The sequence below is a fragment of the Hydrogenophaga intermedia genome (assembly GCF_023715105.1).
GTDB classification, from domain to species: domain Bacteria; phylum Pseudomonadota; class Gammaproteobacteria; order Burkholderiales; family Burkholderiaceae_C; genus Hydrogenophaga; species Hydrogenophaga intermedia_A.
Map to the genome: position 1 here is coordinate 66,482 of NZ_JAMBNO010000012.1, position 25,587 is coordinate 92,068.

The 25,587-nt window shown below is 67.8% G+C and carries 22 protein-coding genes; 15 read left to right on the plus strand and 7 right to left on the minus strand.

Annotated features, from left to right (window positions below; genetic code table 11):
* Positions 1–49: 49 nt before the first annotated feature.
* From M3149_RS12790 to M3149_RS12815, 6 genes are all read left to right on the plus strand, one after another.
* Positions 50–727, plus strand: coding sequence for a GntR family transcriptional regulator (locus M3149_RS12790; RefSeq protein WP_251709925.1), 678 nt, complete (start codon positions 50–52; stop codon positions 725–727).
* The gene (gene puuE, locus M3149_RS12795; protein ID WP_251709926.1) at positions 724–1,671 is read left to right on the plus strand and encodes an allantoinase PuuE; all 948 of its coding nucleotides are present in this window, start codon (positions 724–726) and stop codon (positions 1,669–1,671) included. Before M3149_RS12790 ends, puuE begins: the two co-directional genes overlap by 4 nt.
* 5 nt (positions 1,672–1,676) lie before the next feature.
* Positions 1,677–3,458 carry a 2-oxo-4-hydroxy-4-carboxy-5-ureidoimidazoline decarboxylase gene (uraD, locus tag M3149_RS12800; protein ID WP_251709927.1) on the plus strand — a complete coding sequence of 594 codons (1,782 nt, stop codon included), beginning with the start codon at positions 1,677–1,679 and terminating at the stop codon, positions 3,456–3,458.
* A 13-nt stretch (positions 3,459–3,471) separates the two neighbouring features.
* Positions 3,472–4,725: a M20 family metallopeptidase gene (locus M3149_RS12805; protein ID WP_251709928.1), complete on the plus strand. Its 1,254-nt coding sequence runs from the start codon at positions 3,472–3,474 to the stop codon at positions 4,723–4,725.
* Positions 4,726–4,818: 93 nt separating this feature from the next.
* Complete coding sequence (locus M3149_RS12810) at positions 4,819–7,095, plus strand: NADP-dependent malic enzyme (protein ID WP_251709929.1); 2,277 nt, start codon at positions 4,819–4,821, stop codon at positions 7,093–7,095.
* A 144-nt stretch (positions 7,096–7,239) separates the two neighbouring features.
* Positions 7,240–8,211: a hypothetical protein gene (locus tag M3149_RS12815; protein WP_251709930.1), complete on the plus strand. Its 972-nt coding sequence runs from the start codon at positions 7,240–7,242 to the stop codon at positions 8,209–8,211.
* Positions 8,212–8,240: 29 nt separating this feature from the next.
* On the opposite strand, the gene garD is transcribed toward M3149_RS12815, so the two are convergent.
* Positions 8,241–9,770: a galactarate dehydratase gene (garD, locus tag M3149_RS12820; protein WP_251710009.1), complete on the minus strand. Its 1,530-nt coding sequence runs from the start codon at positions 9,768–9,770 to the stop codon at positions 8,241–8,243.
* 147 nt (positions 9,771–9,917) lie between these two features.
* On the opposite strand from garD, the gene M3149_RS12825 reads away from it, so the two are divergent.
* The 5 genes from M3149_RS12825 (at position 9,918) to glxR (ending at position 15,094) form a co-directional block, all read left to right on the plus strand.
* Entirely contained in the window at positions 9,918–10,946 is a 1,029-nt protein-coding gene (locus tag M3149_RS12825; protein ID WP_251709931.1) for a LacI family DNA-binding transcriptional regulator, read from the plus strand.
* A 124-nt stretch (positions 10,947–11,070) separates the two neighbouring features.
* The gene (locus M3149_RS12830) at positions 11,071–12,021 is read left to right on the plus strand and encodes a Bug family tripartite tricarboxylate transporter substrate binding protein (RefSeq protein ID WP_251709932.1); all 951 of its coding nucleotides are present in this window, start codon (positions 11,071–11,073) and stop codon (positions 12,019–12,021) included.
* Positions 12,022–12,028: 7 nt separating this feature from the next.
* Positions 12,029–13,375 carry a glucarate dehydratase gene (gene gudD / locus M3149_RS12835; protein WP_251709933.1) on the plus strand — a complete coding sequence of 449 codons (1,347 nt, stop codon included), beginning with the start codon at positions 12,029–12,031 and terminating at the stop codon, positions 13,373–13,375.
* A 16-nt stretch (positions 13,376–13,391) separates the two neighbouring features.
* Positions 13,392–14,183 carry an HpcH/HpaI aldolase family protein gene (locus M3149_RS12840; protein WP_251709934.1) on the plus strand — a complete coding sequence of 264 codons (792 nt, stop codon included), beginning with the start codon at positions 13,392–13,394 and terminating at the stop codon, positions 14,181–14,183.
* Positions 14,184–14,209: 26 nt separating this feature from the next.
* The gene (glxR, locus tag M3149_RS12845; RefSeq protein ID WP_251709935.1) at positions 14,210–15,094 is read left to right on the plus strand and encodes a 2-hydroxy-3-oxopropionate reductase; all 885 of its coding nucleotides are present in this window, start codon (positions 14,210–14,212) and stop codon (positions 15,092–15,094) included.
* A gap of 40 nt (positions 15,095–15,134) precedes the next feature.
* Here the strand turns inward: glxR and M3149_RS12850 are convergent, their stop codons facing one another.
* Complete coding sequence (locus M3149_RS12850) at positions 15,135–15,815, minus strand: heavy metal response regulator transcription factor (RefSeq protein WP_251710010.1); 681 nt, start codon at positions 15,813–15,815, stop codon at positions 15,135–15,137.
* Positions 15,816–16,045: 230 nt separating this feature from the next.
* On the opposite strand from M3149_RS12850, the gene M3149_RS12855 reads away from it, so the two are divergent.
* Positions 16,046–16,414 carry a DUF4148 domain-containing protein gene (locus tag M3149_RS12855; RefSeq protein ID WP_251709936.1) on the plus strand — a complete coding sequence of 123 codons (369 nt, stop codon included), beginning with the start codon at positions 16,046–16,048 and terminating at the stop codon, positions 16,412–16,414.
* A 274-nt stretch (positions 16,415–16,688) separates the two neighbouring features.
* Positions 16,689–17,348 carry a hypothetical protein gene (locus M3149_RS12860; RefSeq protein ID WP_251709937.1) on the plus strand — a complete coding sequence of 220 codons (660 nt, stop codon included), beginning with the start codon at positions 16,689–16,691 and terminating at the stop codon, positions 17,346–17,348.
* Between the two features lie 101 nt (positions 17,349–17,449).
* Here M3149_RS12860 and M3149_RS12865 read toward each other — a convergent pair whose 3' ends face one another.
* The 4 genes from M3149_RS12865 to M3149_RS12880 form a co-directional block, all read right to left on the minus strand.
* Complete coding sequence (locus M3149_RS12865) at positions 17,450–18,466, minus strand: TRAP transporter substrate-binding protein (RefSeq protein WP_251709938.1); 1,017 nt, start codon at positions 18,464–18,466, stop codon at positions 17,450–17,452.
* A gap of 64 nt (positions 18,467–18,530) precedes the next feature.
* Positions 18,531–19,808: a TRAP transporter large permease gene (locus M3149_RS12870; protein WP_251709939.1), complete on the minus strand. Its 1,278-nt coding sequence runs from the start codon at positions 19,806–19,808 to the stop codon at positions 18,531–18,533.
* Positions 19,805–20,296: a TRAP transporter small permease gene (locus tag M3149_RS12875; protein WP_251709940.1), complete on the minus strand. Its 492-nt coding sequence runs from the start codon at positions 20,294–20,296 to the stop codon at positions 19,805–19,807. Before M3149_RS12875 ends, M3149_RS12870 begins: the two co-directional genes overlap by 4 nt.
* Positions 20,293–20,829, minus strand: coding sequence for a gluconokinase (locus M3149_RS12880; protein ID WP_251709941.1), 537 nt, complete (start codon positions 20,827–20,829; stop codon positions 20,293–20,295). The genes M3149_RS12875 and M3149_RS12880 overlap by 4 nt, the downstream gene beginning before the upstream one ends.
* 181 nt (positions 20,830–21,010) lie before the next feature.
* Here M3149_RS12880 and M3149_RS12885 point away from each other — a divergent pair, with 181 nt between their 5' ends.
* Complete coding sequence (locus M3149_RS12885; protein ID WP_251709942.1) at positions 21,011–22,048, plus strand: LacI family DNA-binding transcriptional regulator; 1,038 nt, start codon at positions 21,011–21,013, stop codon at positions 22,046–22,048.
* A 107-nt stretch (positions 22,049–22,155) separates the two neighbouring features.
* Positions 22,156–24,492 carry a penicillin-binding protein 1A gene (locus M3149_RS12890; protein ID WP_251709943.1) on the plus strand — a complete coding sequence of 779 codons (2,337 nt, stop codon included), beginning with the start codon at positions 22,156–22,158 and terminating at the stop codon, positions 24,490–24,492.
* Positions 24,493–24,579: 87 nt separating this feature from the next.
* Here the strand turns inward: M3149_RS12890 and M3149_RS12895 are convergent, their stop codons facing one another.
* A complete protein-coding gene (locus M3149_RS12895) occupies positions 24,580–25,560 on the minus strand; it encodes an NAD(P)H-dependent flavin oxidoreductase (RefSeq protein WP_251709944.1) in 981 nt (326 codons plus the stop codon).
* Positions 25,561–25,587 lie beyond the last annotated feature (27 nt).

Genomic DNA, 25,587 nt, shown 5'->3' on the forward strand with positions numbered 1-25,587 from the left:
TTTTTTGGTCGACCGAAAGTGTATACAGTTTGAGCGGATTCTGGCTATCATGCCGCGCATGGAAACCTCCAGCACGGCCCAGATCGTCGAAGCCCTCACCAAGGCCATCGTCGAACACCGGCTGCGCCCGGGCACCAAGCTCGCCGAGCAGAAGCTGGCCGACCACTTTGGCGTTTCTCGCACCCTCGTGCGCCAGGCGCTGTTCCAGCTCTCGCAGAACCGTCTGATCCGTCTGGAACCCGCGCGCGGCGCCTTCGTGGCCACGCCCTCGGCCGACGAAGCGCGCCAGGTGTTTGCCGTGCGCCGCATGCTCGAGGTGGAAATGACGCGCGCGTTCGTGCGCCAGGTGAGCCCCGCCATGTTGCGCTCGTTGCGTGAACACGTGGCGCAGGAACGCGCTGCCGTGGACCAACAGGACGTGCCCGGCCGTACCGAGCTGCTGGGCGACTTTCACGTGCACATGGCCGAACTCATGGGCAACCAGGTGCTGGCCGGCCTGCTGCGCGACCTCATCTCGCGCTGCGCGCTCATCACCCTCATGTACCAGAGCAACGAGGCCGCTGCCGATTCGAGCGACGAACACGCCGCCATCGTCAAGGCCCTCGCGGCACGCGATGAAGCGCTGGCCGTGCAGCTCATGGAACAGCACTTGCTCAACGTGGAGGCGGGCCTCGCCTTCGACCGCAAGACGCCCGCCAACGATCTCTCCCTCGCGCTCGCCCGATGACCTACGACGCCACCGCCCCCTACCCGCGCGACCTGCGCGGTCATGGCCGAAACCCGCCCCACGCGCGCTGGCCGAATGGCGCGCGCATCGCCGTGCAGTTCGTGCTCAACCACGAGGAAGGCGGCGAGAACAGCGTGCTGCATGGCGACGAAGCGTCCGAGCAATTCCTCTCCGAGATGTTCAACCCCGCGGCCTACCCGGCACGGCACATGAGCATGGAGGGCATCTACGAGTACGGTTCGCGCGCGGGTGTGTGGCGCATCCTGCGCGAGTTCGAACGCCGCGGCCTGCCGCTCACCGTGTTCGGCGTGGCCACCGCGCTGCAACGCTGCCCCGAGATCACCGCGGCCTTCGTCGAACTCGGGCACGAGATCGCCTGCCACGGCCTCAAGTGGATCCACTACCAGAACGTGGACGAGGCCACCGAGCGCCGCCACATGGCGCAAGCCATGGCACTCATCACCGAACTCACGGGCCAGCGCCCGCTGGGCTGGTACACCGGGCGCGACAGCCCCAACACACACCGCCTGGTGGCCGACTTCGGTGGCTTCGAGTACGACAGCGACTATTACGGCGACGACCTGCCGTTCTGGATGAAGCTGCGCAAGAGCGATGGCAGCACCGCGCACCAGCTCATCGTGCCCTACACGCTCGACTGCAACGACATGCGATTCGCGCTGCCCCAGGGCTACTCGCACGCCGATCCGTTCTTCCAGTACATGAAGGACACCTTCGACGCGCTCTACGCCGAGGGCGACCCGGCCGGGCTCGACCGCCCGAAGATGATGAGCATCGGCATGCACAGCCGCCTGCTCGGCCGCCCGGGGCGCATCACCGCGCTGCAGCGCTTCCTTGATCACATCCAGTCGCACGAGGGGGTGTGGGTCGCGCGCCGGCTCGACATCGCACGCCACTGGAAATCCCTCTTTCCCCAGCCGGTCTGACCACCATGGCCCTCACCCTCGATCAACTCAACACCGCCACAACGGGCGACGCCCTGCGCCTGCTCGACGGCCTGTACGAACATTCGCCCTGGGTGGTGGAGCGCGCGCTGCCGCAACGCCCCTTCAAGAGCCTGGCAGCGCTCAAGTGGGCGCTGGTGCAGTCGCTGGCTGTGGCGTCAAGCGACGAACAGCTCGCCCTGATACGCGCCCACCCCGAGCTTGCAGGCAAGGCGATGGTGGCCAAGGCACTCACCGCCGAGAGCACCGGCGAACAAAGCCGCGCCGGCCTCACCCACTGCACGCCCGAGGAATTCGCCAGGCTGCAGCAGCTCAACGCCGACTACAACGCGCGCTTTGGCTTCCCCTTCATCCTCGCGGTGCGCGGCCCGCGCGGCAGCGGGCTCACGCGCCAGCAGATCATCGCCACCTTCGAGCGCCGGTTGCACAACCCGCCAGGCTTCGAGCGCGAGGAAGCGCTGCGCAACATCCACCGCATCGCCGAGATCCGCCTGGCCGACAAGTTCGGCGCCGAACCCGTGCTCGGCCACCGCGTGTGGGACTGGCACGAAAACCTGGCGCAGCACAGCGACCCGGGCTTCAAGGAGAACGGCCAGCTCACCGTGACCTACCTCACCGACGCCCACCGGGCCTGCCAGCGCGAGCTGATGGTTCGCATGCGCGAGTGCGGCTTCGACAACGTGTCGATCGATGCCGTGGGCAACGTGGTGGGCGTGTACGAAGCGGCCGCGCCCGGCGCGCCGCGCCTGCTCACCGGCAGTCACTTCGACACGGTGCGCAACGGCGGCAAGTACGACGGACGCCTGGGCATCTTCGTGCCGATGGCCTGCGTGGAGCGCCTGCACCAGGCGGGCCGGCGCCTGCCCTTCGGCATCGAGGTGGTGGCCTTCGCGGAAGAGGAAGGCCAGCGCTACAAGGCCACCTTCCTGGGATCGGGCGCGCTCACCGGCCATTTCAACCCGGCCTGGCTGGAACAGCGCGATGCCGACGGCGTGCCCATGCAGGACGCGATGCGCGCCGCCGGCCTGCCCGGCACGATGGAAGCGATTCTCGGCATCCGCCGCGACCCGACGCGCTACCTCGGCTTCGTCGAGGTGCACATCGAACAAGGGCCGGTGCTCAACGAAATGGGCCTGCCACTGGGCGTGGTGACGTCCATCAACGCCAGCGTGCGCCACGTGGGCGAGGTGATCGGCATGGCCAGTCACGCCGGCACCACCCCCATGGACCGGCGCCGCGACGCCGCCTGTGCGGTGGCCGAGCTCGCGCTGTACTGCGAACGGCGCGCGGCGCAGGATGGCGATTCGGTGGCCACCATCGGCCTGCTCAACGTGCCCGGCGGCTCCATCAACGTGGTGCCCGGGCGCTGCGCGTTCTCGCTCGACCTGCGGGCGCCCAGCAACGCACAGCGCGACGCGCTGGAGCGCGATGTGCTGGCCGAGCTGCGCGCCATCTGCAAGCGCCGCGGCGTGGCGCACCGGCTGGAGAAGACCATGGACGCCAGCGCCGCGCCCAGCGCACCCGCCTGGCAGCAGCGCTGGGAGCACGCCGTGGCCTCGCTCGGCCTGCCCGTGCACCGCATGCCCAGCGGCGCCGGCCACGACGCCATGAAGCTGCACGAGGTGATGCCCCAGGCCATGCTGTTCGTGCGCGGCGAGAACAGCGGTATCAGCCACAACCCCCTGGAGAGCAGCACCAGCGACGACATCGAGCTGTGCGTGCTGGCCTTCGACCACTTGCTTGAACAACTGGCCCACGAAGCCTCGTGACGGCCGCATGAACATGACCAAACCCCACCAGCAACTCGACGTCTGGATCGACGCGCACTTTGACGAGCAGCTCGCCTTCCTGCAACAACTGGTGCGCGTGCCCACCGACACACCGCCCGGCAACAACGCGCCGCATGCCGAGCGCACCGCCGATTTGCTGCAGGCCTTCGGCTACGTGGCCGAGAAGCACGCGGTGCCCGACGCCGATGTGAAAACCGCCGGCCTGCAGAGCATCACCAACCTCATCGTGCGCCGCCGCTTCGCCGACGGCGGCCCGGTGATCGCACTCAACGCCCACGGCGATGTGGTGCCCCCCGGCGAGGGCTGGACGCACGATCCCTACGGCGGCGAGATCGCCGATGGCGCCATGTACGGCCGCGCCACCGCGGTGAGCAAGAGCGACTTCTCCACCTTCACCTTCGCGCTGCGCGCGCTCGAATCGCTGAACGCGCCGCTCAAGGGCGGCGTGGAGCTGCACTTCACCTACGACGAAGAGTTCGGCGGTGAACTCGGCCCCGGCTGGCTGCTCGCCAAGGGCCTGACGAAACCCGACCTGATGGTGGCCGCGGGTTTCAGCTATCAGGTGGTGGTGGCGCACAACGGCTGCCTGCAGCTGGAAGTGACGGTGCAAGGCGAGATGGCCCACGCCGCCATTCCCGACAGCGGCACCGACGCACTGCAGGGCGCCACCAACATCCTGAACGCGCTGTACGCGCTGAACCGCGACTACCTTCGGGTGACGTCATCGGTCGAGGGCATCAGCCACCCTTACCTCAACGTCGGCCTCATCAGCGGCGGCACCAACACCAACGTCATTCCCGGCAAGGTGGTGCTCAAGCTCGATCGCCGCATGATTCCCGAAGAAGACCCGGCGCAGGTGGAGGCGGCGTTGCGCGAGACCATCGCCCAAGCCGCGGCCAGCTTCCAACCGCCACGCGGCGGCAAGGCGCTGCGGGTCGACATCAAACGCATGTTGCTGGCGCGCGCCATGCAGCCGCTGGCGGGCAATGCCGCGCTGGTGAAGGCGCTGCAGACCCACGGCGAGCAGGTGTTCGGCGAGCCCATCCCCGCGCTGGGCACACCGCTCTACACCGACGTGCGCCTCTACGTGGAGCGCGGCATTCCCGGCGTGATCTATGGCGCCGGTCCGCGCACGGTGCGCGAATCGAACGCCAAGCGTGCCGACGAGCACGTTCGGCTGGACGACCTGCGCCGCGCCACCAAAGTCATCGCACGCGCGCTGTTCGACCTGCTGCAGGCGCGCTAAGCCCGCGCACCCATCGGGTTTGGCGCAAGCAAGCCGCTGCGCCCGGGCACGATGCCAAAATCATCTCGGCAACGGACAACACAGGAGACCGCCATGACCCCCGCCGAACAGGCGCTGCGCGACGCCGCGCTCGAATACCACCGCACGCCGCGCCGCGGCAAGATCGCCGTCACGCCGACCAAGCCACTGTCCAACCAGCGCGACCTGTCGCTGGCCTATTCCCCGGGCGTGGCCTACCCTTGCCTGGAGATCCAGGCCGACCCGAACAAGGCCGCCGACTACACCAGCCGCGGCAACCTCGTCGGTGTCATCACCAACGGCACCGCCGTGCTCGGCCTGGGCGACATCGGCCCGCTCGCGGGCAAGCCGGTGATGGAGGGCAAGGGCTGTCTGTTCAAGAAGTTCGCCGGCATCGACGTGTTCGACATCGAACTGGCCGAGAAGGACCCGGACAAGCTGGTCGAGATCATTGCCGCGCTCGAGCCCACGCTGGGCGGCATCAACCTCGAAGACATCAAGGCGCCCGAGTGCTTCTACATCGAGAAGCAGCTGCGCGACCGATTGAACATCCCCGTGTTCCACGACGACCAGCACGGCACCGCCATCATCAGCGCGGCCGCGCTGCTCAACGGACTCGAACTCGTGGGCAAGTCCATCGGAGAGGTCACGGTGGCGGTCTCGGGCGCCGGTGCTGCAGCCATCGCGTGCCTGGACGTGATGGTGGGTCTCGGCGTCTCGCGCGAGCGCATCTTCGTCTGCGACTCCAAGGGCGTGCTCTACCAGGGCCGCCCGGGTGGCATGGACGAATCCAAGCAGCGCTACGCACAGGCTACCGACAAACGCACGCTGGCCGACGCGGTGAACGGCGCCGATGTGTTCCTGGGCTGTTCGGCCCCGGGCGTGATGACGGCCGAGATGGTCAAGACCATGGCCCGACAGCCCATCATCCTGGCGCTGGCCAACCCCGAACCCGAAATCCGCCCTGAACTCGCCAAGGCGGTGCGGCCCGATTGCATCATTGCCACCGGCCGCAGCGACTACCCGAACCAGGTCAACAACGTCCTGTGCTTCCCGTACATCTTCCGCGGCGCACTCGACTGCGGCGCCACGCGCATCACCGAGGCCATGAAGCTGGCCTGCGTGCGCCAGATCGCTGATCTGGTCAAGAGCGAGACCAGTGAAGAGGTGGCCAACGCCTACGCCGGCCAGGAGCTGCGCTTCGGCCCCGAGTACCTGATTCCCAAGCCGTTCGACTCGCGCCTGATCCTGCGCATCGCGCCCGCGGTGGCACAAGCAGCGGCCGACTCGGGCGTGGCCACACGGCCCATCACCGACATGGACGCCTACCGCCAGCAGCTCGGGCGCTTCGTCTATCAGACCGGCATCCTCATGCAGCCGATCTTCAACGCCGCGCGCGCAGCCGCGAAGAAGTGCCGCGTGGCCTACGCGGACGGCGAGGACGAGCGCGCGCTGCGCGCCGCACAGATGGCGATCGACGACGGCCTGGCACACCCCATCCTGATCGGCCGCCCGGCGGTGATCGAGGCGCGCATCGCCAAGGCCGGCCTGCGCATGAAGCTCGGCGTGGATGTGGAGAACGTCAACCCCGAGGACGACCCTCGCTTTCGCCAGTACTGGGAACACTACCACCGCCTCATGGGCCGCCATGGCGCCACGCCCGAGGTGGCCAAGGCCGCGGTGCGCCGCTCCAACACCATCATCGGCTCGCTCATGATCGCGCTCGGTGATGCCGACGCCCTCATCTGCGGCCTGGTGGGCAGCTACATGACGCACCTGGAGCGCATCGACAGCATCCTGGGCCGCCGCGACGGTGCCAACCTGTTCGCCGCGGTGAACGCGCTCATGACCGACCGCGGCCCGGTGTTCATCGCCGATACCTATGTGAACGAGGACCCGAGCGCCGAAGAGCTGGCCGAGATCGCATGGATGGCGGCGCAGGAAGTGCAGCGCTTCGGCCACCCGGCCAAGGTGGCGTTCCTCTCGCACTCCAGCTACGGCTCCAGCAAGCGCGCATCGGCCCGCAAGATGGCCCGCGCGCGCGACCTGTTCGTGGCCGCACACCCGCAGATCGAATGCGACGGCGAACTGCACGGCGACGCCGCACTGCAGCCCGAAATCCGCGAGGCCTACCTGGCCGAGGGCACGCTCAGCGGCTCAGCCAACCTGCTGATCTGCCCCAACCTGGACGCCGCCAACATCCTCTACAACGTGATGAAGACCACCACCAGCGGTGGCGTCACCGTGGGCCCCATGCTCACCGGCGTGGCGGGCACGGTGCACATTCTCACGCCGGCGGCCACGGTGCGCCGTGTGCTCAACATGACGGCGCTGGCCGCGGCGCAGCGTTGAGGGCAGCCGCTCCATTGGCCTAGTGCGAACGAAGTACGTCGATCCCACCGGAAGTGTCGCGGGCCCGTTGAGCGGTCCCGCGCCGCGCAAGGCGGCCCGCGGGGCTACCTTGCGGGCATCAGCCCTTTCTGTGGATCCGTACGCATGCCAGCCTCCACGCATCCCCGCCTCACCCTCATGCTGTGGGCCTCAGCCCTTTGCGCCTGTGGAGGAGGTTCGTCGCAGCCGGCACCGCCCGCCCCGGTTCTGACCCTCCCCAACGAAGCCGTCCTGACGGTCAGCACCGCCGCGCTGGCCTTGGCCTCGTCGGGTCAGTCGCGCGATTTCGTGATCACCAATGTGGGGGAGCACGTCGCGCACGACCTCACGGTATCGGGTGTCGCCGCTCTCCCGCCGGGCAGCGCCCTCAACAGCGACTGCAGCACACTCGCCCCGGCAGCGAGCTGCACCCTCACCGTCACCCCTGGCGCCATGCCGACCTCTGCCCCTGGCGACAGGGCACCGCAACCCGTGGCGTTGACCCTGACCGGCAGCAACACGCCTGCGCTGCTCCTGCATGTCTGGGTGCTGGGGCCGGGCAGCGTGTACCAGGGAGGATTCGTGTTCGATCTCGACGACACGCCACCGCTCACCAGCAGCGTCGGCGGCAAAGTACTGGCGCTTGAGGACGCTACGCCCGATACGGTCAGGTGGGGCACTGCAAATACGCCCACCAGCAACACAGACGGCGCTCTCAACACCACCCATATGGTGAATGCCACGGGTCTACCAGGCGATCCGGACAGGCCCTACAGCGCCTGGGCTTGTGACGCGCATGACGGTGACGGCCATGACGCCTGGTATCTCCCTGCCATCTGCGAATGGGGCTACGACCGAGACGGGCGCGGCTCGGGCTGCGGCACCGCTGCAGCCCCAACGATGAACAATATCGCCAGCCAGATATTGGACAAGGGGGTGGACGCGGGGCCCTTCAGACATGTCGAATACTGGAGTTCCACCGGTTCGCAGACCGATGTGTGGGTTCAGGTTTTCGGGCCGGGCATACCCGCCGCACAAGTCACCACTTTCCCTTCGGGTATCCAAGGCGTTCGATGTGCACGCGCGATCACGCGCTGACGAACTTTCAGGCCTCCTCAACAGTCGCCTCAGGTCACCGGCGCCGGGTTGAACAGCACCAGCTGGTTGTGCAGCTTCCAGCGCTCGGCCCAGGTCTTCTGGCGGCCGCTGGCCACCTCGAGCATGTAGCGGAACAACGCCCAGCCCACATCCTCGATGCTGGCCGTGCCATCGGCAATGGTGCCGGCGTTGATGTCCATCAGGTCGTGCCAGCGGCGCGCCAGTTCGCTGCGCGTGGCGACCTTGATCACCGGTACCGCGGCCAGGCCGTAGGGCGTGCCGCGGCCGGTGGTGAACACGTGCAGGTTCATGCCGGCGGCCAGTTGCAGCGTGCCGCAGATGAAGTCGCTCGCGGGGGTGGCGGCGTAGGTGAGGCCCTTCGCGCGCAGCTTCTCGCCGGGTGAGAGCACGTTGCCGATGGGCGCGCTGCCTGATTTCACGATGGACCCCATGGCCTTCTCGACGATGTTCGACAGGCCACCCTTCTTGTTGCCCGGCGTGGTGTTGGCGCTGCGGTCCACGCTGCCGCGCTTGAGGTAATCGTCGTACCAGGCCATCTCGCGCACCATGGCCTTGGCCACCTCGGGCGTGGTGGCGCGCGCGGTGAGTTGTGCGATCCCGTCGCGCACCTCGGTGGTCTCGGAGAACATCACGCTGGCACCGGCGCGCACCAGCAGGTCGGTGCAGAAGCCCACCGCCGGGTTGGCCGTGACGCCGCTGAAGGCGTCGCTGCCGCCACACTGCACGCCCACCACCAGTTCGCTCGCGGGCACGGTCTCGCGGTGGCGCGCGTTCAATCGCTTCAGGTGTTCCTCGGCCTGGCGCAGGATGGCATCGACCATCGACATGAAGCCCACGTGCGCTTCGTCCTGCAAACACACGATGTCGAGCGCTTCAGGTTCGCCACGCTGGTCGGCGATCGGGATACTGCCCGGCGGTAGCAAGCGTTCGGGCTGCAGCTTCTCGCAACCCAGGCTAACCACCATCACCTCGCCGCCGAAGTTCGGGTTCTGGCTGATGTGGCGCAGCGTACGGATGGGGATCACCGCGTCGGGCGCGTCGATGGCCACGCCACAGCCGTAGCCATGCTCCAGGGCCACCACGTCGTCCACGTTCGGGTACTTGGGCAGCAACTCGCTCTTGATGCGCTGCACCGCGAATTCGGTGACGCCGGCCACGCACTGAACGGTCTGGGTGATGGCCAGGATGTTGCGCGTGCCGACAGAGCCGTCCGGGTTGCGGTAGCCCTCGAAGGTGTAGCCCTCCAGCGGCGGCAACGGCACGCTGCCGCGCGTGGCCATGGGCAGGTTGTCCAGGCCACGCGCCTCGGGCATCTGCAGGCGGCGCTCGTGCACCCAGGCGCCGGCGGGGATGTCCTCCAGCGCGAAGCCGATCGGTACGCCATAACGCAGCACCGCGGTGCCCTTGGGCAGCGGCACCAAAGCCACTTTGTGGCCCTGCGGCACCTTCTCCACCAGCACAGGGCCATCGGCCAGCGCGGCACCCGCGGGCAGTCCGCCATCGTTGGCCACGATGGCCACGTTGTCGTCGGCGTGCATGCGGATGGTCAGCGGCGTGGCGGCTGCGTGGGTCGCAAGGGTGTCCAAGATCCGCGTCTCCTATGATTCAGCGCGCTGCGGGTCACCGGCTTCATGGCCGGGGTGCTTCCACACCGCGCTTGGTACCGGTACCATTTTACGCTGCAAATGAAAGAATCCGACAACTCCCGGCGTTCCCGCCGTGGCAGCGGGGCCATCACCGTGCGCGATGTCGCACGCCTGGCCGGCGTGGCACCGATCACCGTCTCACGCGCACTCAACACGCCGGATCAGGTCTCGCCCGACGTGCGCCAGAAGGTGCTGGCCGTGGTGCAGAAAACGGGCTACGTGCCCAACCGCATGGCCGGCGGCCTCGCCTCGTCGCGCAGCAAGCTCATTGCGGCCGTGGTGCCCAGCACCGTGATGTCGGTCTTCATGCCCACCATCGAGGCGCTCAACGACACCCTCTTCGGTGCCGGCTACCAGCTCATGCTCGGCCAGTCGGACTACTCGGCCGAGCGCGAAGAGGCGCTGCTCGAAGCCATCGTCGGCCGCCGACCCGATGGGATTTTCCTCACCGGCATCCTGGGGCCCAGCCAGGGTCGAACGCGGCTGCTGGCCTCGGGCATCCCGGTGGTGGAAACCTGGGATCTCACGCCCACGCCGATCGACATGCTGGTGGGTTTCTCGCACGCCGACATCGGCCGCGAGGTGGCGCGCTTCCTGCTGGGCAAGGGCCGGCGCCGGCTCGCACTCATCCGCGCCGACGACGAGCGCGCCGCGCGCCGCGCCGACGCGTTTCGCGCCGCGGTGGCGCGCGCGGGACACGGGCCGGTGACGGAGGTGAACGTGGGCGCGTCACGCTCGCTGCGCAGTGGGCGCGACGCGCTGGTGCGGCTACTTGAGCAGCGCCCCGATGTCGACGCCGTGTTCTGCAGCTCCGACCTGCTGGCCCTGGGCGCGGCCACCGAGGCGCGCGTGCGCGGCATCGCCATCCCTGACCGCCTCGCGCTGGTCGGCTTCGGCGACGTGTCGTTCGCGGCCGACATGGCGCCCGCGCTCAGCACGGTGCGCATCAACGGTGCCGACATCGGCCGCCAGGCTGCACGCTGGCTGATCGACCGCGCCGAAGGCCGCGAGGTCTCCCCGCGGGTGCAGGACGTGGGTTTCTCCATCGTGGAACGCGAAACCAGCTGACGTGGCGACAGCCACCGACGAACGCGGGTTGACGCCCCCATTTGGTACCGGTACCATGCGCTCCGGTTTCGCTTGGTACCGGTACCAACCGAAGGCCTTTCCACCCCCCAGGAGACACACGACCATGAAACAGCTGCTGTGCGCGCTCGGCGCCGCCATGACCCTCACCTCGGCCATGGCCTGGCCCACCAAACCCGTCGCCCTTGTGGTGCCCTTCCCGCCCGGTGGCTCCACCGATGTGATCGCCCGCACGTTGCAACCCAAGCTGCAGGAAAAGCTGGGCGGCACCTTCGTGGTGGAAAACAAGGCCGGCGCCACCGGCACCATCGGCGCCACGCACGTGGTGCGTTCCGCGCCCGATGGCCACACGCTGTTTGTTTCGTCGCTCGGCCCGTTCGTGATCGCGCCCCACCTGTTCAAGGTGAGCTATGACGCGACCCGGGAGTTCGACCTCATTTCGGTCGCGGTGCAGGCACCCAACGTGCTGGTGGTCCCCGCCGCCTCCCCGCATAAAAGCATGGCCGACGTGATCGCGTACCAGAAGGCCAACCCCGGCAAGATGACCTTCGCTTCCTCGGGCAATGGCAGCAGCGACCACCTGACCGCCGAGCTGTACTGGCAGCAGACCGGCACCAGCGGCGTGCATGTGCCCTACAAAGGCGGTGGCCCCGTGATGACCGATCTGCTGGGCAACCAGGTCGATTCGTCGTTCATGAACATCAACACCGCGATGCCGCAAATCAAGGGCGGCAAACTGCGCGCGCTCTCCATCACCAGTGCCCAGCGCTCGCCGCTCCTGCCCGACGTGCCCACGCTCGACGAACTCGGTATCAAGGACGCCAATGTCTATTCCTGGCAGGCCGTGGCAGGCCCCAAGGGGCTGCCGGCCGACGTGAAGACCAAGCTGCATGCGGCCATCAAGGACGCGCTGAACGACCCGGCCGTCAAGCCCAAGCTGCTCGAAGTCGGCTTCGAGATCGTGGCCAGCACGCCCGAGCAGTTTGCCGCCTTCCAGGCCGCCGAGTTTGCGCGCTGGCAAAAGCTCATCCAGTCCCGCAACATCAAGGCCGATTGAGCGCCTCATGCTGAACCCCGTCCCCGTCGGCGCCACGCCCCGCGTCACCGAGCTCATCGCCATTACCGTCGCGGGCCGCGACGGCATGCTGCTCAACCTGAGCGGGGCGCACGCGCCTTTCTTCACCCGCAACCTGCTGATCCTGCGCGACAGCGCGGGCCGCACCGGCGTGGGCGAGGTGCCCGGGGGCGAGAAGATCCGCCAGACCCTGGAAGACGCACGCGAACTGGTGGTGGGCCGCTCCATCGGCGACCACCAGCGTGTGCTGCGCGAACTGCAGACCCGCTTTGCCGACCGCGACAGTGGCGGACGCGGGCTGCAGACCTTCGATCTGCGCACCGCGATCCACGCCGTCACCGCCGTGGAATCCGCATTGCTCGATCTGCTGGGCCAGCACCTGGAGGTGCCGGTGGCCGCGCTGCTGGGCGAAGGCCAGCAGCGTGAATCGGTGGAGATGCTGGGCTACCTGTTTTTCGTGGGCGATCGCACCAGGACCGACTTGCCTTATGCCAGCGAACCGAACGCCGACAACGCCTGGTTCCGCCTGCGCCACGAGAAGGCCATGACACCCGAAGCCATCGTGCGTCTGGCCGAGGCCGCGCGTGAGCGTTACGGCTTCAACGACTTCAAGCTCAAGGGCGGCGTGCTGCGCGGCGACGACGAGGTGGACGCCGTGACCGCGCTGCACGAACGCTTCCCCGACGCGCGCGTGACCCTCGACCCGAATGGCGGCTGGCTGCTCAAGGACGCGATCCGCCTGGGCCAGCGCATGCGCGGCGTGGTGGCCTACGCCGAAGACCCGTGTGGCGCCGAAGACGGCTTCTCTGGCCGCGAGGTGATGGCCGAGTTCCGCCGCGCCACTGGGCTGCCCACGGCCACCAACATGGTGGCCACCGACTGGCGCCAGATGGTGCACGCGCTCGCACTGCAAAGCGTGGACATCCCGCTGGCCGACCCGCACTTCTGGACCATGGCCGGCAGCGTGCGCGTGGCGCAGACCTGCCGCGACTGGGGGCTGACCTGGGGTTCGCACTCCAACAACCATTTCGACGTGTCGTTGGCCATGTTCACGCACGTGGGCGCAGCAGCGCCGGGCAAGGTCACCGCCATTGATACACACTGGATCTGGCAGGACGGCCAGCGCCTCACCAAAGAGCCGCTGCAGATCGTCAACGGCCACGTGGCGGTGCCGAAGAAGCCCGGCCTGGGCATCGAGCTCGACATGGCCGAGGTAGAGAAAGCCCACCGGCTCTACCAACAGCACGGCCTGGGTGCGCGCGACGACGCCATGGCCATGCAATACCTGATACCGAACTGGACCTTCAACCCCAAGCGGCCCTGCATGGACCGCTGAACAAACGGCACATCCGATGAGACCGAACAAGCTGCGCGAGATCTGGGCCCGTGGCGGCGCCGTGGTGAACGGCTGGCTCGCCATTGCGAACAGCTTCTCCGCCGAGACCATGGCCCACCAGGGCTGGGACTCGCTCACCATCGACCTGCAACACGGCGTGGTGGACTACGCCGGCATGGTGCCCATGCTGCAGGCCATCAGCACCACGCCCACCGTGCCCGTGGTGCGCGTGCCCTGGCTGGAGCCGGGCATCATCATGAAGACGCTGGACGCCGGTGCCTACGGTGTGATCTGCCCCATGGTGAACACGCGCGCGGACGCCGAGAAGCTGGTGGCGTACACCCACTACGCACCCCAAGGCACGCGCAGCTTCGGCCCCGTGCGCGCCCTGCTCTACGGCGGTGCCGACTATCCCGCCCACGCCAACGACACCATCGTCGCCTTCGCCATGATCGAGACCGCGCAGGCGCTCGAGAACCTGGACGACATCCTCGCCACGCCAGGCCTGGACGCGGTCTACATCGGGCCGTCGGACCTGTCGCTCGCGCTGGGCTGCAAGCCCACCTTCGACGACCTCGACCCCAAGGCCGCCGAGGCGGTGCAGCACATCCTGGCGCGTGCCAAGGCGCACGGCGTGGTGGCAGGCATCCACAACGGCACGCCGGAGGCCGCCCTCAAGCGCATCGGCATGGGCTTTCAGTTCGTCACCATCAGCTCCGACGCGCGCCTCATGGCCGCGGGCGCGCAGCAGATCGTCAACACCATGCGCGGCGGCTTGCAAGCCATCAAGCCCCAGAGCGGTCACTGATTCACCCCCTTACCGGAAACACAGGCATGAAAGTCGGATTCATCGGCCTGGGCATCATGGGCACACCCATGGCCCTGCACCTCGTCAACAAGGGCCACGCGCTCACCGTGTACACGCGCAGCCAGGTGCCCGAGGCCATCACTGCCGCTGGTGGCGTGCGTGTGGACAGCGCCGCCGCCGTGGCGCGCGAGGCCGAGGTCATCTTCACCATGGTGCCCGACACGCCCGACGTCGAAGCCGTGCTGTTCGGCAAGGGCGGCGTGGCCGAAGGCATCGGCAAAGGCAAGGTCGTGGTCGACATGAGCTCCATCTCGCCCATGGCCACCAAGGCCTTCGCCAAACGCATCAACGCGCTCGGTGCCGACTACATCGACGCGCCGGTCTCGGGCGGCGAGGTCGGCGCCAAGGCTGGCACGCTCACCATCATGTGCGGCGGTGACGCCGCTGTGTTCGAGCGCGTGAAACCCCTGCTGGAATGCATGGGCAAGAACATCACGCTGGTGGGTGGCAATGGCGACGGCCAGACCACCAAGGTCGCCAACCAGATCATCGTGGCGCTCAATATCGCCGCCGTGAGCGAAGCCCTGGTGTTTGCCAGCAAGGCCGGCGCCGACCCGGCCAAGGTGCGCGAGGCGTTGATGGGTGGCTTCGCGGCGAGCCGCATCCTGGAAGTGCACGGCGAGCGCATGATCAAGCGCACCTTCAACCCGGGCTTTCGCATCAAGCTGCACCAGAAGGATCTGGGCCTGGCCCTGCAAGGCGCTCGAGAACTCGGCGTGGCCCTGCCGCAGACGGCGAACGCCGCGCAACTCATGCAGGCCTGCGCCGCCCGCGGCCTGGGCGAACTCGATCACTCGGCGCTGGTTCAGGCGTTGGAAATCATGGCGGAGCACCCGGTCGCAAAGGGGTGAGCGCGCCACGGCGGGCACACACGCTTCTGCGCTTTCGTGGTCACGTGCGGTCTTCAAGCACGTAGCCCATGCCGCGTACGTTGTGCAGCAGCTTGGGCTGGAAATGGTCGTCCATCTTGGCGCGCAGGCGCCGGATCGCAACCTCGACCACGTTGGTCTCGGAGTCGAAGTTCATGTTCCACACCTGCTCGGCCAGCCGGCTGCGCGACAGGATCTGGCCTCTGCGCCGCGCGAGCAGCCCCAGCAGCGCGAACTCCTTGGCGGTGAGTGCCAAGCGCTGGCCGTCGCGCCAGGCCTGACGCGCAATCAAGTCCAGCTCCAGGTTGCTGATGGTGAGCCTGGTGTTGGTCGAATCGCTGTGCGCCGGGCCGCGGCGCAAGAGCGCCGCCACGCGGGCCAGCAGTTCCGTGAATGCAAAGGGCTTGACGAGGTAGTCGTCCGCGCCGGCCTGCAAGCCACGCACGCGATCTTCCAGCAGATCGCGTGCGGTGAGCATGAGCACCGGCGTGTTGCGCCGCTCACGCAACGCGGCGAGCACGCCGAAACCGTCAAGACCAGGCAGCATGATGTCGAGCACGATGAGCTGGTGATCGCCCCGGACGGCGCGATCACGCCCCTCGATGCCGTTGTGCGCCACATCCACGCTATAGCCGGCCTCCGACAGACCGCGCTGGACGTAGTCGGCCAGTTTGATTTCATCTTCGATGACCAGGATTCGCATGGCAATGAGCAAGGCGCGCACGAGAGCGCAACGGTAGGCGTGAGTGGGGAGCGCAAAAGCTGCGCAGCCGGAAAATTCTCCCGACGTTTGACACTTTCTTGGGTTACCGATCGGTAATCCGCAGGTTCGCGAGATGACGGTTTCGATTTCTACAGTTCATCCCATGCCGAAACGAAACGGCATACAGCTTCACTCCTCACCAACTGTCTGCCGTCTCCAAAGGAACCCTCATGAAAGCCGCTCTTCTCCCCATCGCCTTCGCCCTGACCGCCGGTGCCGCCTTCGCTGAAGGCCCGATCCAGGGCAACGAAGTCTTCAACTTCCAATCGCAAGCGAGTCGCGCAGAAGTCGCCGCGCAAGTCGCGCCCGCCTACCAGAACAGCAGCATCGCCCGCGGCGAAGCCAGCGATGGCCAGGACGGCGCCCTCGTGGTGACCAGCACCCTGTCCCGTGCGCAGGTTCGCGCCGAAGCGGCCGAAGCAGTGCGCCTGGGTCTGGTGAACTACGGCGAACACATGCCGGTGGCCACCGCCGAGCAGAACGCGCAGATTCGTCTGGCCGGCCTGCGTGCCGTGCAAAGCGTGACCGCCGCCAACTGATCCGCGCACAACCCGGTTCTTGTCTCCTCCAAGGTTCAAAGGGCAGCCCACGGGCTGCCCTTTCTTTTTGGAGACCTCGCCGCGCGGGGCGGTGCGCTGCTTGCCCAGCCGCCGCAGCGTTGACGCAGATCAAACAACGTTCGCAATGTGAGCCGAACGGTGCCCTGCCGTTGGGCACATTGACGCGCATCAGCATGGCGCGGGAAGTTCTTCCTAGAGTGGTTGATGGCAGGCGCCTTGCCTGCCCATCCATCAACGCACCACCGGAGACCTCATGCTCACCCGACGCACCACCACCCTTTCGCTGCTGGCCACTGCGGCGGCGGCCAGTCTGGTTCTCATCGCTGGCTGCGCCAGCCCGCCACCCGTGGCCGAGAAGCTGGTGATGGACCCGATGGGTACCGTCACCACCTACCACCGCAAGAGCTCTGGCAGCCTGGGCACCTTCGACGGCAAGGTGGTGTGGACGCACGCGCCGGCCACCTGGCAGGGCAAGCCGGTGATTGCTTTCGGCGCGCCGCAGGCCGGCGTCGCGTTGCACGACCCCACCACGTTCGACGTGGTGGCTTACCTGCGGCCCGACGGCTTACCGTTCTCGGCCTTCGAGCCACCCATGGGTTACCGCTGGCCGCTGGAGGTGGGGAAGACCTGGACCTCCAGCCACGACGTGACCAACTTCGTCACCGGCAACAAGCAGAAGATCACCATCCAGTGGAAGGTGGCGGCCTATGAGATCGTGACGGTGCCGGCCGGCACCTTCAAGGCCTGGAAACTGCAATGGACCGACAACCTGGGTGAGGCCGAGACGCGCTGGACCGCGCCGGGCGACGGGCTGGCCACCATCAAGCGCCACGTCGAGCGCCCGGCTTCGCACCCGCAAGGTGCGGGCGTGCTGGACGCCGAACTGCTGTCGCGCGTGCGCCCTGCGAAGTGACGTGCACAGGGACAAGCACGCCAAACGCACACCCGCTGACAACGAAAAGGCCGGCCCCTTGCGGAGCCGGCCTGTGCATTGCTGCCTGAGGGCGCTGCGCCTTACTTGCCGGCGCGCGCCTTGGCCACCGCGGCCTGGGTTTCCTTCCACAGGTCTTCACCCACGTTGGCGGCGATGCTGGCGTTGACCGCGCCGAGCTTCTCGCGCATGCGGTTGGCTTCAGCCGGGCTGAGCTGGTTGATCGTCATGCCCTTGCCCTTGAGTTCGGCGAGCGCCTTGTCGGCTTCGGCGCGCGTGTCCTTGCGCTCGAAGTCGCGGCTCTTCACGGCGGCGTCCATCAGCACCTTCTGCTCGTCCTTGCTGAGCTGGTCCCACCACTTCTTGCTCACGGTCACGATCCACGGGCTGTAGACGTGGTTGGTGACGGTGAGGTACTTCTGCACCTCGTAGAACTTGCTCGAGAGGATGGTGTTGTACGGGTTCTCCTGGCCGTCCACCGTCTTGGTCTCCAGCGCGGTGAAGAGCTCGGAGAAGGCCAGCGGCACCGCGTTGGCGCCCAGGGTCTTGAAGCTGTCGATGAAGACGTTGTTCTGCATCACGCGCAGCTTGATGCCGTCGAAGTCCTCCAGCTTGGTGACCGCGCGCTTGTTGTTGGTGAGGTTGCGGAAACCGTTCTCCCAGTACACCAGGCCCACCAGGCCTTTGTCCTGCAGCTTGTCCATCACCTTCTGGCCCACCGGGCCGTCGAGCACGGCGTCGGCTTCCTGCGCGTTGTTGAACAGGAAGGGCGTGTCCCAGATCGCCATTTCCTTGGTGATGCCCACCAGCGTGGCGGTGGAGCCGACCATCATTTCCTGCGCACCGCCGATGAGGGCTTGCTGCATCTGCACGTCCGAGCCGAGGGCAGCAGCGCCAATGGCGCGCACACGCATCTTGCCGCCCGAGGCTTTTTCGACCTCTTGCGCGAACAGCTTGACGGCGCGGCCCTGGTTGGAGTCTTCGTTGAGGCCGTAGCCGAAGCGGATCATGCGCGGCTTGATGTCCTGCGCCTGGGCCAGGCCGCCGGCCACGGTGGCCAGGGCCACTGACAGCGTGATGGCGAGTTGCTTGAGTTTCATGGTCATCTCCTGGGGTTGTTGGCAGCCTGGCACATCCAGGCCGCCGGGTGAAAACGAACGGGCGTCAGAACATCCACTTGAGGGGTTGCAGCACGATGGCCGGGAACACGATGAGCAGCACCAGCATGGCCACGTAGATCAGCAGGAAGGGCGTGACGCCGCGGATCACCTGCTCCATGCGCAGCCCGCCGACGCCAGCCACCACGTTGAGCACCGTGCCCACTGGCGGTGTCAGCAGCCCCAAACAGCCGACAAAGATGAACACGAAGCCGAAATACACCGGGTCGATGCCGGCCTTGGCCGCGAGTGGCGCGAGCACCGGCGCGAGGATCAGGATGGTGGGCGTGAGGTCCATCACCATGCCCACGGCCAGCAGGAACAGCGCCACCACCGCCATGAACAGCATCGGGTTCTGCAGCAGCGGGCCCATCACATCGGCGAGCTGGTTGGGCAGATCGGCCAGGGTGATCATGTAGCTGGCCGCGGTGGCCGCGCCGCACAGGAACATCACCACGCCGGTGGTGCGGCCCGCGTCCACGAACACGCGGTACAGGCCGGTCACGCTGAGCTCGCGGTACACGAACATGGCCACGATCAGCGCGTACACCGCGGCCACCACCGCGGCCTCGGTGGGCGTGAAGATGCCCAGCCGCAGGCCGCCGATGATGATGACCGGCATGAACAGCGCCCAGATGCTGGACGCCAGCACGCGGCGGCGGTGCGACCAGTCGGTCTTCTCCGCCACCGGCAGTTGTTCCTTGCCGGCAATGCGCCGCCACACCAGCACCAGGCTCACAGCCATCAGCAGGCCGGGCACGATGCCTGCGAGAAAGAGCTTGCTGATGGAGGTGTTGGTGGTCACCCCGTAGATCACCATCGGCATCGACGGCGGGATGATGGGCGCGATGATGCCGCCCGAGGCGATGAGGCCGGCGCTGGTGCCCTCGGGGTAGCGCTGCTGGCGCATCATGGGCAGCAGCAGCGTGGCCAGGGCGGCGGTGTCGGCGATCGCCGAGCCGCTCATGGAGGCCAGCATCACCGAGGCCGCGATCGCGACGTAGCCCAGGCCGCCGGGGATGTGACCCACGAAGGCCCGCGCCAGGTCGATGATGCGCCGGCTCAGGCCACCGGCGTTCATCAGTTCCCCCGCGAGGATGAAGAAGGGCACGGCCAGCAACGGAAAGCTGTCGAAGCCGGCCTGCACGTTCTGCGCGAGCAACTGGGCGTCGAAGAAGTCCAGGTGCACCATCAGCGCGAGCGCGGTGAGCATGAGCGCGAAGGCGATCGGCACGCCCACGGTCATGGCAGCGAAAAGCACCAGCAGGAAGAGCGCGATGGTCATGCGGCGTCTCCCTGGCTCTCACCCCGGCTGCCACCGCGCAGTTCGGCCACGGCCTGCAGCGCCAGCAGCACGGCCATGCACACGCCCATCACGCAGATGGCGCCGGCACCCAGCGCGAGCGGGTAGTTCATCACCGGGCTGCGGCTGTCCATGCCCACCACCAACTGCGCCCAGGCGCCGGTGATCAGGTAATACAGCGCCAGTGCGATCAGCCCGCGCGTGAGCCAGCGCATCGCGGCCGCGGGTTTGCCGGTGAGGCGCGCGGTCACGAGGTCGAACCCCAGGTGCTTGCCCTCGGCGAAGGTGAGCGTGGCGGCCACCGAGACCAGCCACACGAACAGCAGCCGCGACAGCTCCTCGGACACCACCCAGCCAGTGCCCCACACATAGCGCAGCACCACGTTGCCGAACACGGCGACCACCATGCCCAGCAGGCACAGGGCCAGCAAGGCTTCGGCGGCGTGCTTGACCAGCGACAGCAGCTTCATGCGCGCACCTCGTCACCCGGCGCGGGCACGGAACGCACCCAGCGTGAAATCTCGGCGACCAACTCGGGCAAGGGGCGCATGGCATCGAGTGCCAGCACGCCGGGCTCGTCCCGCGGGTCCTCCAGCGCTTCGAACTGGCTGTCGACCAGGCTCACCGGAAACACGTGGCCCGGGCGCGCGGCCACACGCTCGCGCGCCTGCTCGCGGCTGAGTTGCAGGAACACGAAGCGCAAACCCGGTGCGGCCGCACGCAGCCGCTCGCGGTAGCGGCGCTTGAGCGAGGAGCAGGTGAGCACCACGCCCTCGGTCCGGCTGGCCAGTTGCTGGGCGAGCGTGTCGAGCCAGGCGGCACGGTCCTCATCGCTCAAGGGCACGCCGGCGCGCATCTTGGCAACGTTGGCGGCGGGGTGGAAATCGTCACCTTCGAGCAGCGGCAGACCCAGCGCCGCGGCGCCTAGCTGGCCGAGGCTGGACTTGCCGCAACCGGCCACGCCCATGACGACGAGGCGGGTGGGAACGGGGTTGAAGGTCATTGGGTAGCGCTATCCAAAGAATTCGAAAGAAACGGTCCGGGTGATCGGACCGTTCTGTACACGCAAACTCGCCTCAGCTTGCCCTGTGGTGTGGGATGATCAGGGCGAATCCGGATGCGAAGTTCGCTATGGTAGCGCTATCCTACGGCGATACCTGACCATCCATCGACAGGGAAAACCCTTGCCGCTCTCTCCGCCACCCACCGAACGCCGCCGCCGCCCCAGCGGGCGCATCACCCTGCAGGACGTGGCCCGCGAGGCCGAGGTCAGCCCCATCACCGCCTCGCGCGCGCTGCGCGGCGAGCGCGGCGTGGCGGCCGATCTGGTCGAACGCGTGAAAACCGCCGCGCAGCAACTGGGCTACGTGCCCGACCCGGCCGCGCGCGCCCTGGCCTCGCAGCGAGGAACTCAGGTGCCGGTGCTCGTACCGTTGTTGTCCAACGCGCTGTTCGTGGACGTGATCGAAGCGGTGCACCGCGTGCTGCTGCCGCACGGCTATCAGCCCCTCATCGGCGTAACGCACTACGACCCGATGGAGGAGGAGCAATTGCTGCGCGCCTACCTGGCGCAACGCCCGGCGGGCGTGCTGCTCACCGGCTTCGACCGCACCGAGGCCGCCCGCCAACTGGTGGCCGCCAGCGGCATGCCCTGTGTCTACCTGATGGAGCTCACGGACGCGCCTGGCGTGCACTGCGTCGGCTTCTCGCAGCAGGACGCGGGACACGCCATCACCCAGCACCTGCTCGATCGCGGGCGCCGGCGCATCGCCTTCATCGCCGCCCAGCTCGATCCGCGCGTGCTGCAGCGCGCCGAGGGCTACCGCCGCTGTCTGCGCGCGGCTGGCCTCTACGACGCCCGGCTGGAACTGCTGAGCCCGCAGCCCTCGTCCATGCGCCTGGGCGGCGAACTGCTCGAAGACCTGCTGCGCACACGACCCGATGTGGACGCCGTGTTCTTCTGCAACGACGACCTCGCACAAGGCGGCCTGCTCGCTGCGTTGCGCCTGGGCGTGGCGGTGCCCCAGCGCATCGCCGTGGCCGGGTTCAACGACCTCTCGGGCAGCGACCAGATGCTGCCGCCGCTGACCACCGTGCGCACGCCGCGGCGCGCCATTGGCGAGGAAGGCGCGCGCATGCTGCTGTCGCTCATGCGCGGCGAGCCGCCTGCCCGCCACAGCGCCGACCTCGGCTTCGAGCTGGTGGTGCGCGGCAGCAGCTGAGCGTGCACACTGCCGGGCGGCAAGCGTCGCCCGACGGTTACAGATCGCAACGCGAACGACCTTCCACCACACCTGCGCTTCACGAGCGCGACGGACAATACCGCCCCATGTCTGCGCGCCCCCTCCACAGCACCACGCTCGTCCTGGCCCTTGTGCTCTCGTTGGGCGCGACCGCGTCCAACGATGCCTTGGCGTTCGAGCTGCCTTCGCTGGACCGCATCGTCCACTACCAGCCGAAGCTGCCGCTGCAGGTGCTCACCGCCGACGGCGTTGAAATCGCACAGTTCGGTGCCGAGCGGCGCGAGTACGTGCCGCTCTCACGCATTCCCTTGCAGCTGCAGCAAGCCGTGCTGGCGGTGGAAGATGCACGCTTTCGCGAACACGCGGGTGTCGACCCCAAGGGCATGGCGCGCGCGCTGGTGGCAGCCGTCACCGGTGGGCGCCGCCAGGGCGCTTCCACCATCACGCAGCAGCTGGTGCGCACCATGCTGCTCACGCGCGAGTTTTCCGCAGAACGCAAAGCCAAGGAAATCTGGCTCGCGCTCAAGCTGGAGGACCAGCTCTCCAAGGACCGCATCCTGGAGATCTACATGAACGAGATCTTCCTGGGCCAGCGCGCCTACGGCTTTGCCGCCGCGGCCAAGACCTACTTCGGCAAACCGCTGGAACAACTGTCGCTGGCCGAGAACGCGATGCTCGCAGGCCTGCCGCAGAACCCCTACTACGCCAACCCGGTGGCCAACTTCCAGCGCGCCACGCAACGCCAGCGCGTGGTGCTGGAGCGCATGCACGCCACGGGCGTGATCTCCGACAAGCAGCTGGCTGCTGCGCGCGCCGAGAAGCTCACGATCCGTACCCCCGGGTTGCGCAGCGTGCATGCGGCCCACGTGGCCGAGATGGCGCGCCAGGCGGTGGTGGAGCGCTTTGGCGAACAGGCCTATTCCAAGGGCTTGCGCGTGACCACCTCGCTCGTGGCGGCTGACCAGCGCGCGGCCCACGCGGCGGTGCAACGCGGCGTGCTGGCCTTCGAGCGGCGCGGTGCCTGGCGCGGGCCGGAGGACAACGAATCGCTGCCCGCGGGCAACGGGCCGGAACTGGAACGCGCTGCGGCCGAAGCGCTGAAGACCCACCGCGATGACGAGGCCCTGCGCGTGGGCATCGTGCTCGACGCAAACCCGAAAGCCTTGCAGGTGCAACTGGCCACGGGCGAGCGCATCACCGTGCAGGGCGAAGGCCTGCGCTGGGCACAGCGGGGGCTCGGGCCAAAGGCCAAGGCGCCCTTCAAGATCGCGCGCGGTGCGGTGGTGCGCGTCGTGAGCACGGGCAAGACCAAGGACAGGAAGCGCGATGTGTGGGCCATCTCGCAGTGGCCCGAGGTGGAGGCGGCGCTCGTGGCCATGGACCCGCAAAGCGGACGCGTGCGCGCGCTGGTGGGCGGTTTCGACTTTGCACGCCAGCCCTTCAACCACGTCACGCAGAGCTGGCGCCAACCGGGCTCGGCGCTAAAGCCACTGCTGTACTCTGCTGCGCTGGAAGCGCGCGTGATGCCGGCCACGCTGGTGGACGACCTGCCCTTCACCGCCGCCAACGGCTGGAGCCCGGGCAACAGCGACGGCCAGGCGTTGGGCCCGATCCGTGTGCACGAGGCACTGGCGCGCTCGAGCAACCTGGTGAGCGTTCGGGTGCTGCAGCACACCGGCACGCCCGCGGCGCGCGCCTGGCTGGGCCGCTTCGGGCTTGACCCGGCGCGCCAGCCCGAGGACCTGACGCTGGCGCTGGGCACGGGCAGCGTCACACCGATGCAGATGGTGCAGGCCTACGCCATGATCGCCAACGGCGGCTGGCGCGTGCCGCCCGTGGTGATCGAGAAGATCACCGACGCGCAAGGCAAAGTGTTGTTCGAGGCACCCGCGCCCGCGCCACTCACCGAGGACACCCGCGCGATTCCCGCGCGCAACGCCTACGTGATGGCCGGCTTGCTCAACGAGGTGACGCGCAGCGGCACCGCAGCGCGCGCACAGGCACTGCTCAAGCGAAGCGACGTTTACGGCAAGACCGGCACCACCAACGACGCGGTGGACGCCTGGTTCGTGGGCTATCAGCCCACGCTGGCCGCGGCCGTGTGGGTGGGCCACGACCAGCCGCGCAGCCTCGGAGGCAGCGAATCGGGCGGGCGCATCGCGCTGCCGATCTGGGTGGACTACATGGGCGCAGCCCTCAAGGGCCGGCCGGTGGCTGCCCCTGCCGCGCCGCCCGAAGGGCTGGTGCGCGACGGCAACGAGTGGCTGTACGCGGAGTGGCGCGACGGCGGTTGGGTCTCGCAGATCTCGGACGCCGGCGGCGTGCAGTACAAGACCACGCTGGGCGCCGAGATCGGTCGCGCGCTCGAATCCTTCGGCAACTGGCTGCGCAGCGGCACGCCGCCCACGCCACCCAGCGACTGACCGACTGACTGACGGATCAAGCGAACGGAAGAAAACAAGCCGGCCCAAGGCCGGCTTGTTGCTTTGTGCAGGGCGTCGTGCCGGTGTTCAGGCGGCGCAGATCCGCGCCTTGGCCTCGGCGTACTCGCGCTTGAAGCGCGCCACCAACTCACCCGCGCCCACGATCTCGCGGATCGCACCGATGCCCTGGCCACAGCCCCAGATGTCGCGCCAGGCCTTGGCGGCGTTGGCACCTTCCCCGGTGGAGAAGTTCATCTTGCTCGGGTCGCTCTCGGGCAGGTTCTCCGGGTCCATGCCGGCGTTGCGGATGGAGCCCTTGAGGTAGTTACCGTGGATGCCGGTGTAGAAGTTGCTGTAGACGATCTCGTCGGAGTTGCTCTCCACGATCATCTGCTTGTAGCCCTCCACCGCGCGCGCTTCGTGCGTGGCGATGAAGGCAGAACCGATGTAGGCGAGGTCGGCCCCCATCGCCTGCGCGGCCAGGATCGCACCACCGGAGGCAATGGCGCCAGACAACGCCACCGGGCCGCCGAACCACTCGCGGATCTCCTGGATCATCGCGAACGGGCTCTTGGTGCTGGCGTGGCCGCCCGCGCCCGCGGCCACCGGGATCAGGCCATCGGCGCCCTTCTCGATCGCCTTGTGCGCGAACACGTTGTTGATGACGTCGTGCATCACGATGCCGCCCCAACCGTGCACGGCCTGATTCACGTCCTCGCGCGCGCCCAGGCTGGTGATGATGATCGGCACCTTGTACTTGGCGCACAGCTGCATGTCGTGCTCGAGCCGGTCGTTGCTCTTGTGAACGATCTGGTTGATGGCGAACGGCGCGGCCGGGTTGTCCGGGTTGGCCTTGTCGTGCGCCGCCAGCGCCTCGGTGATCTCGGCCAGCCACTCATCCAGCTGCGAAGCCGGGCGCGCGTTGAGCGCCGGCATGGAGCCCACCACGCCGGCTTTGCACTGCGCGATGACGAGCTTGGGGTTGCTGATGATGAACAGCGGCGAGCCGATCACCGGGAACTTGAGGTTCTTGAGAACCGGGGGCAGGTAGCGCTCGGGTGCGGGCATGTTGTCTCCGTGTGGAAAGGGCGGTTC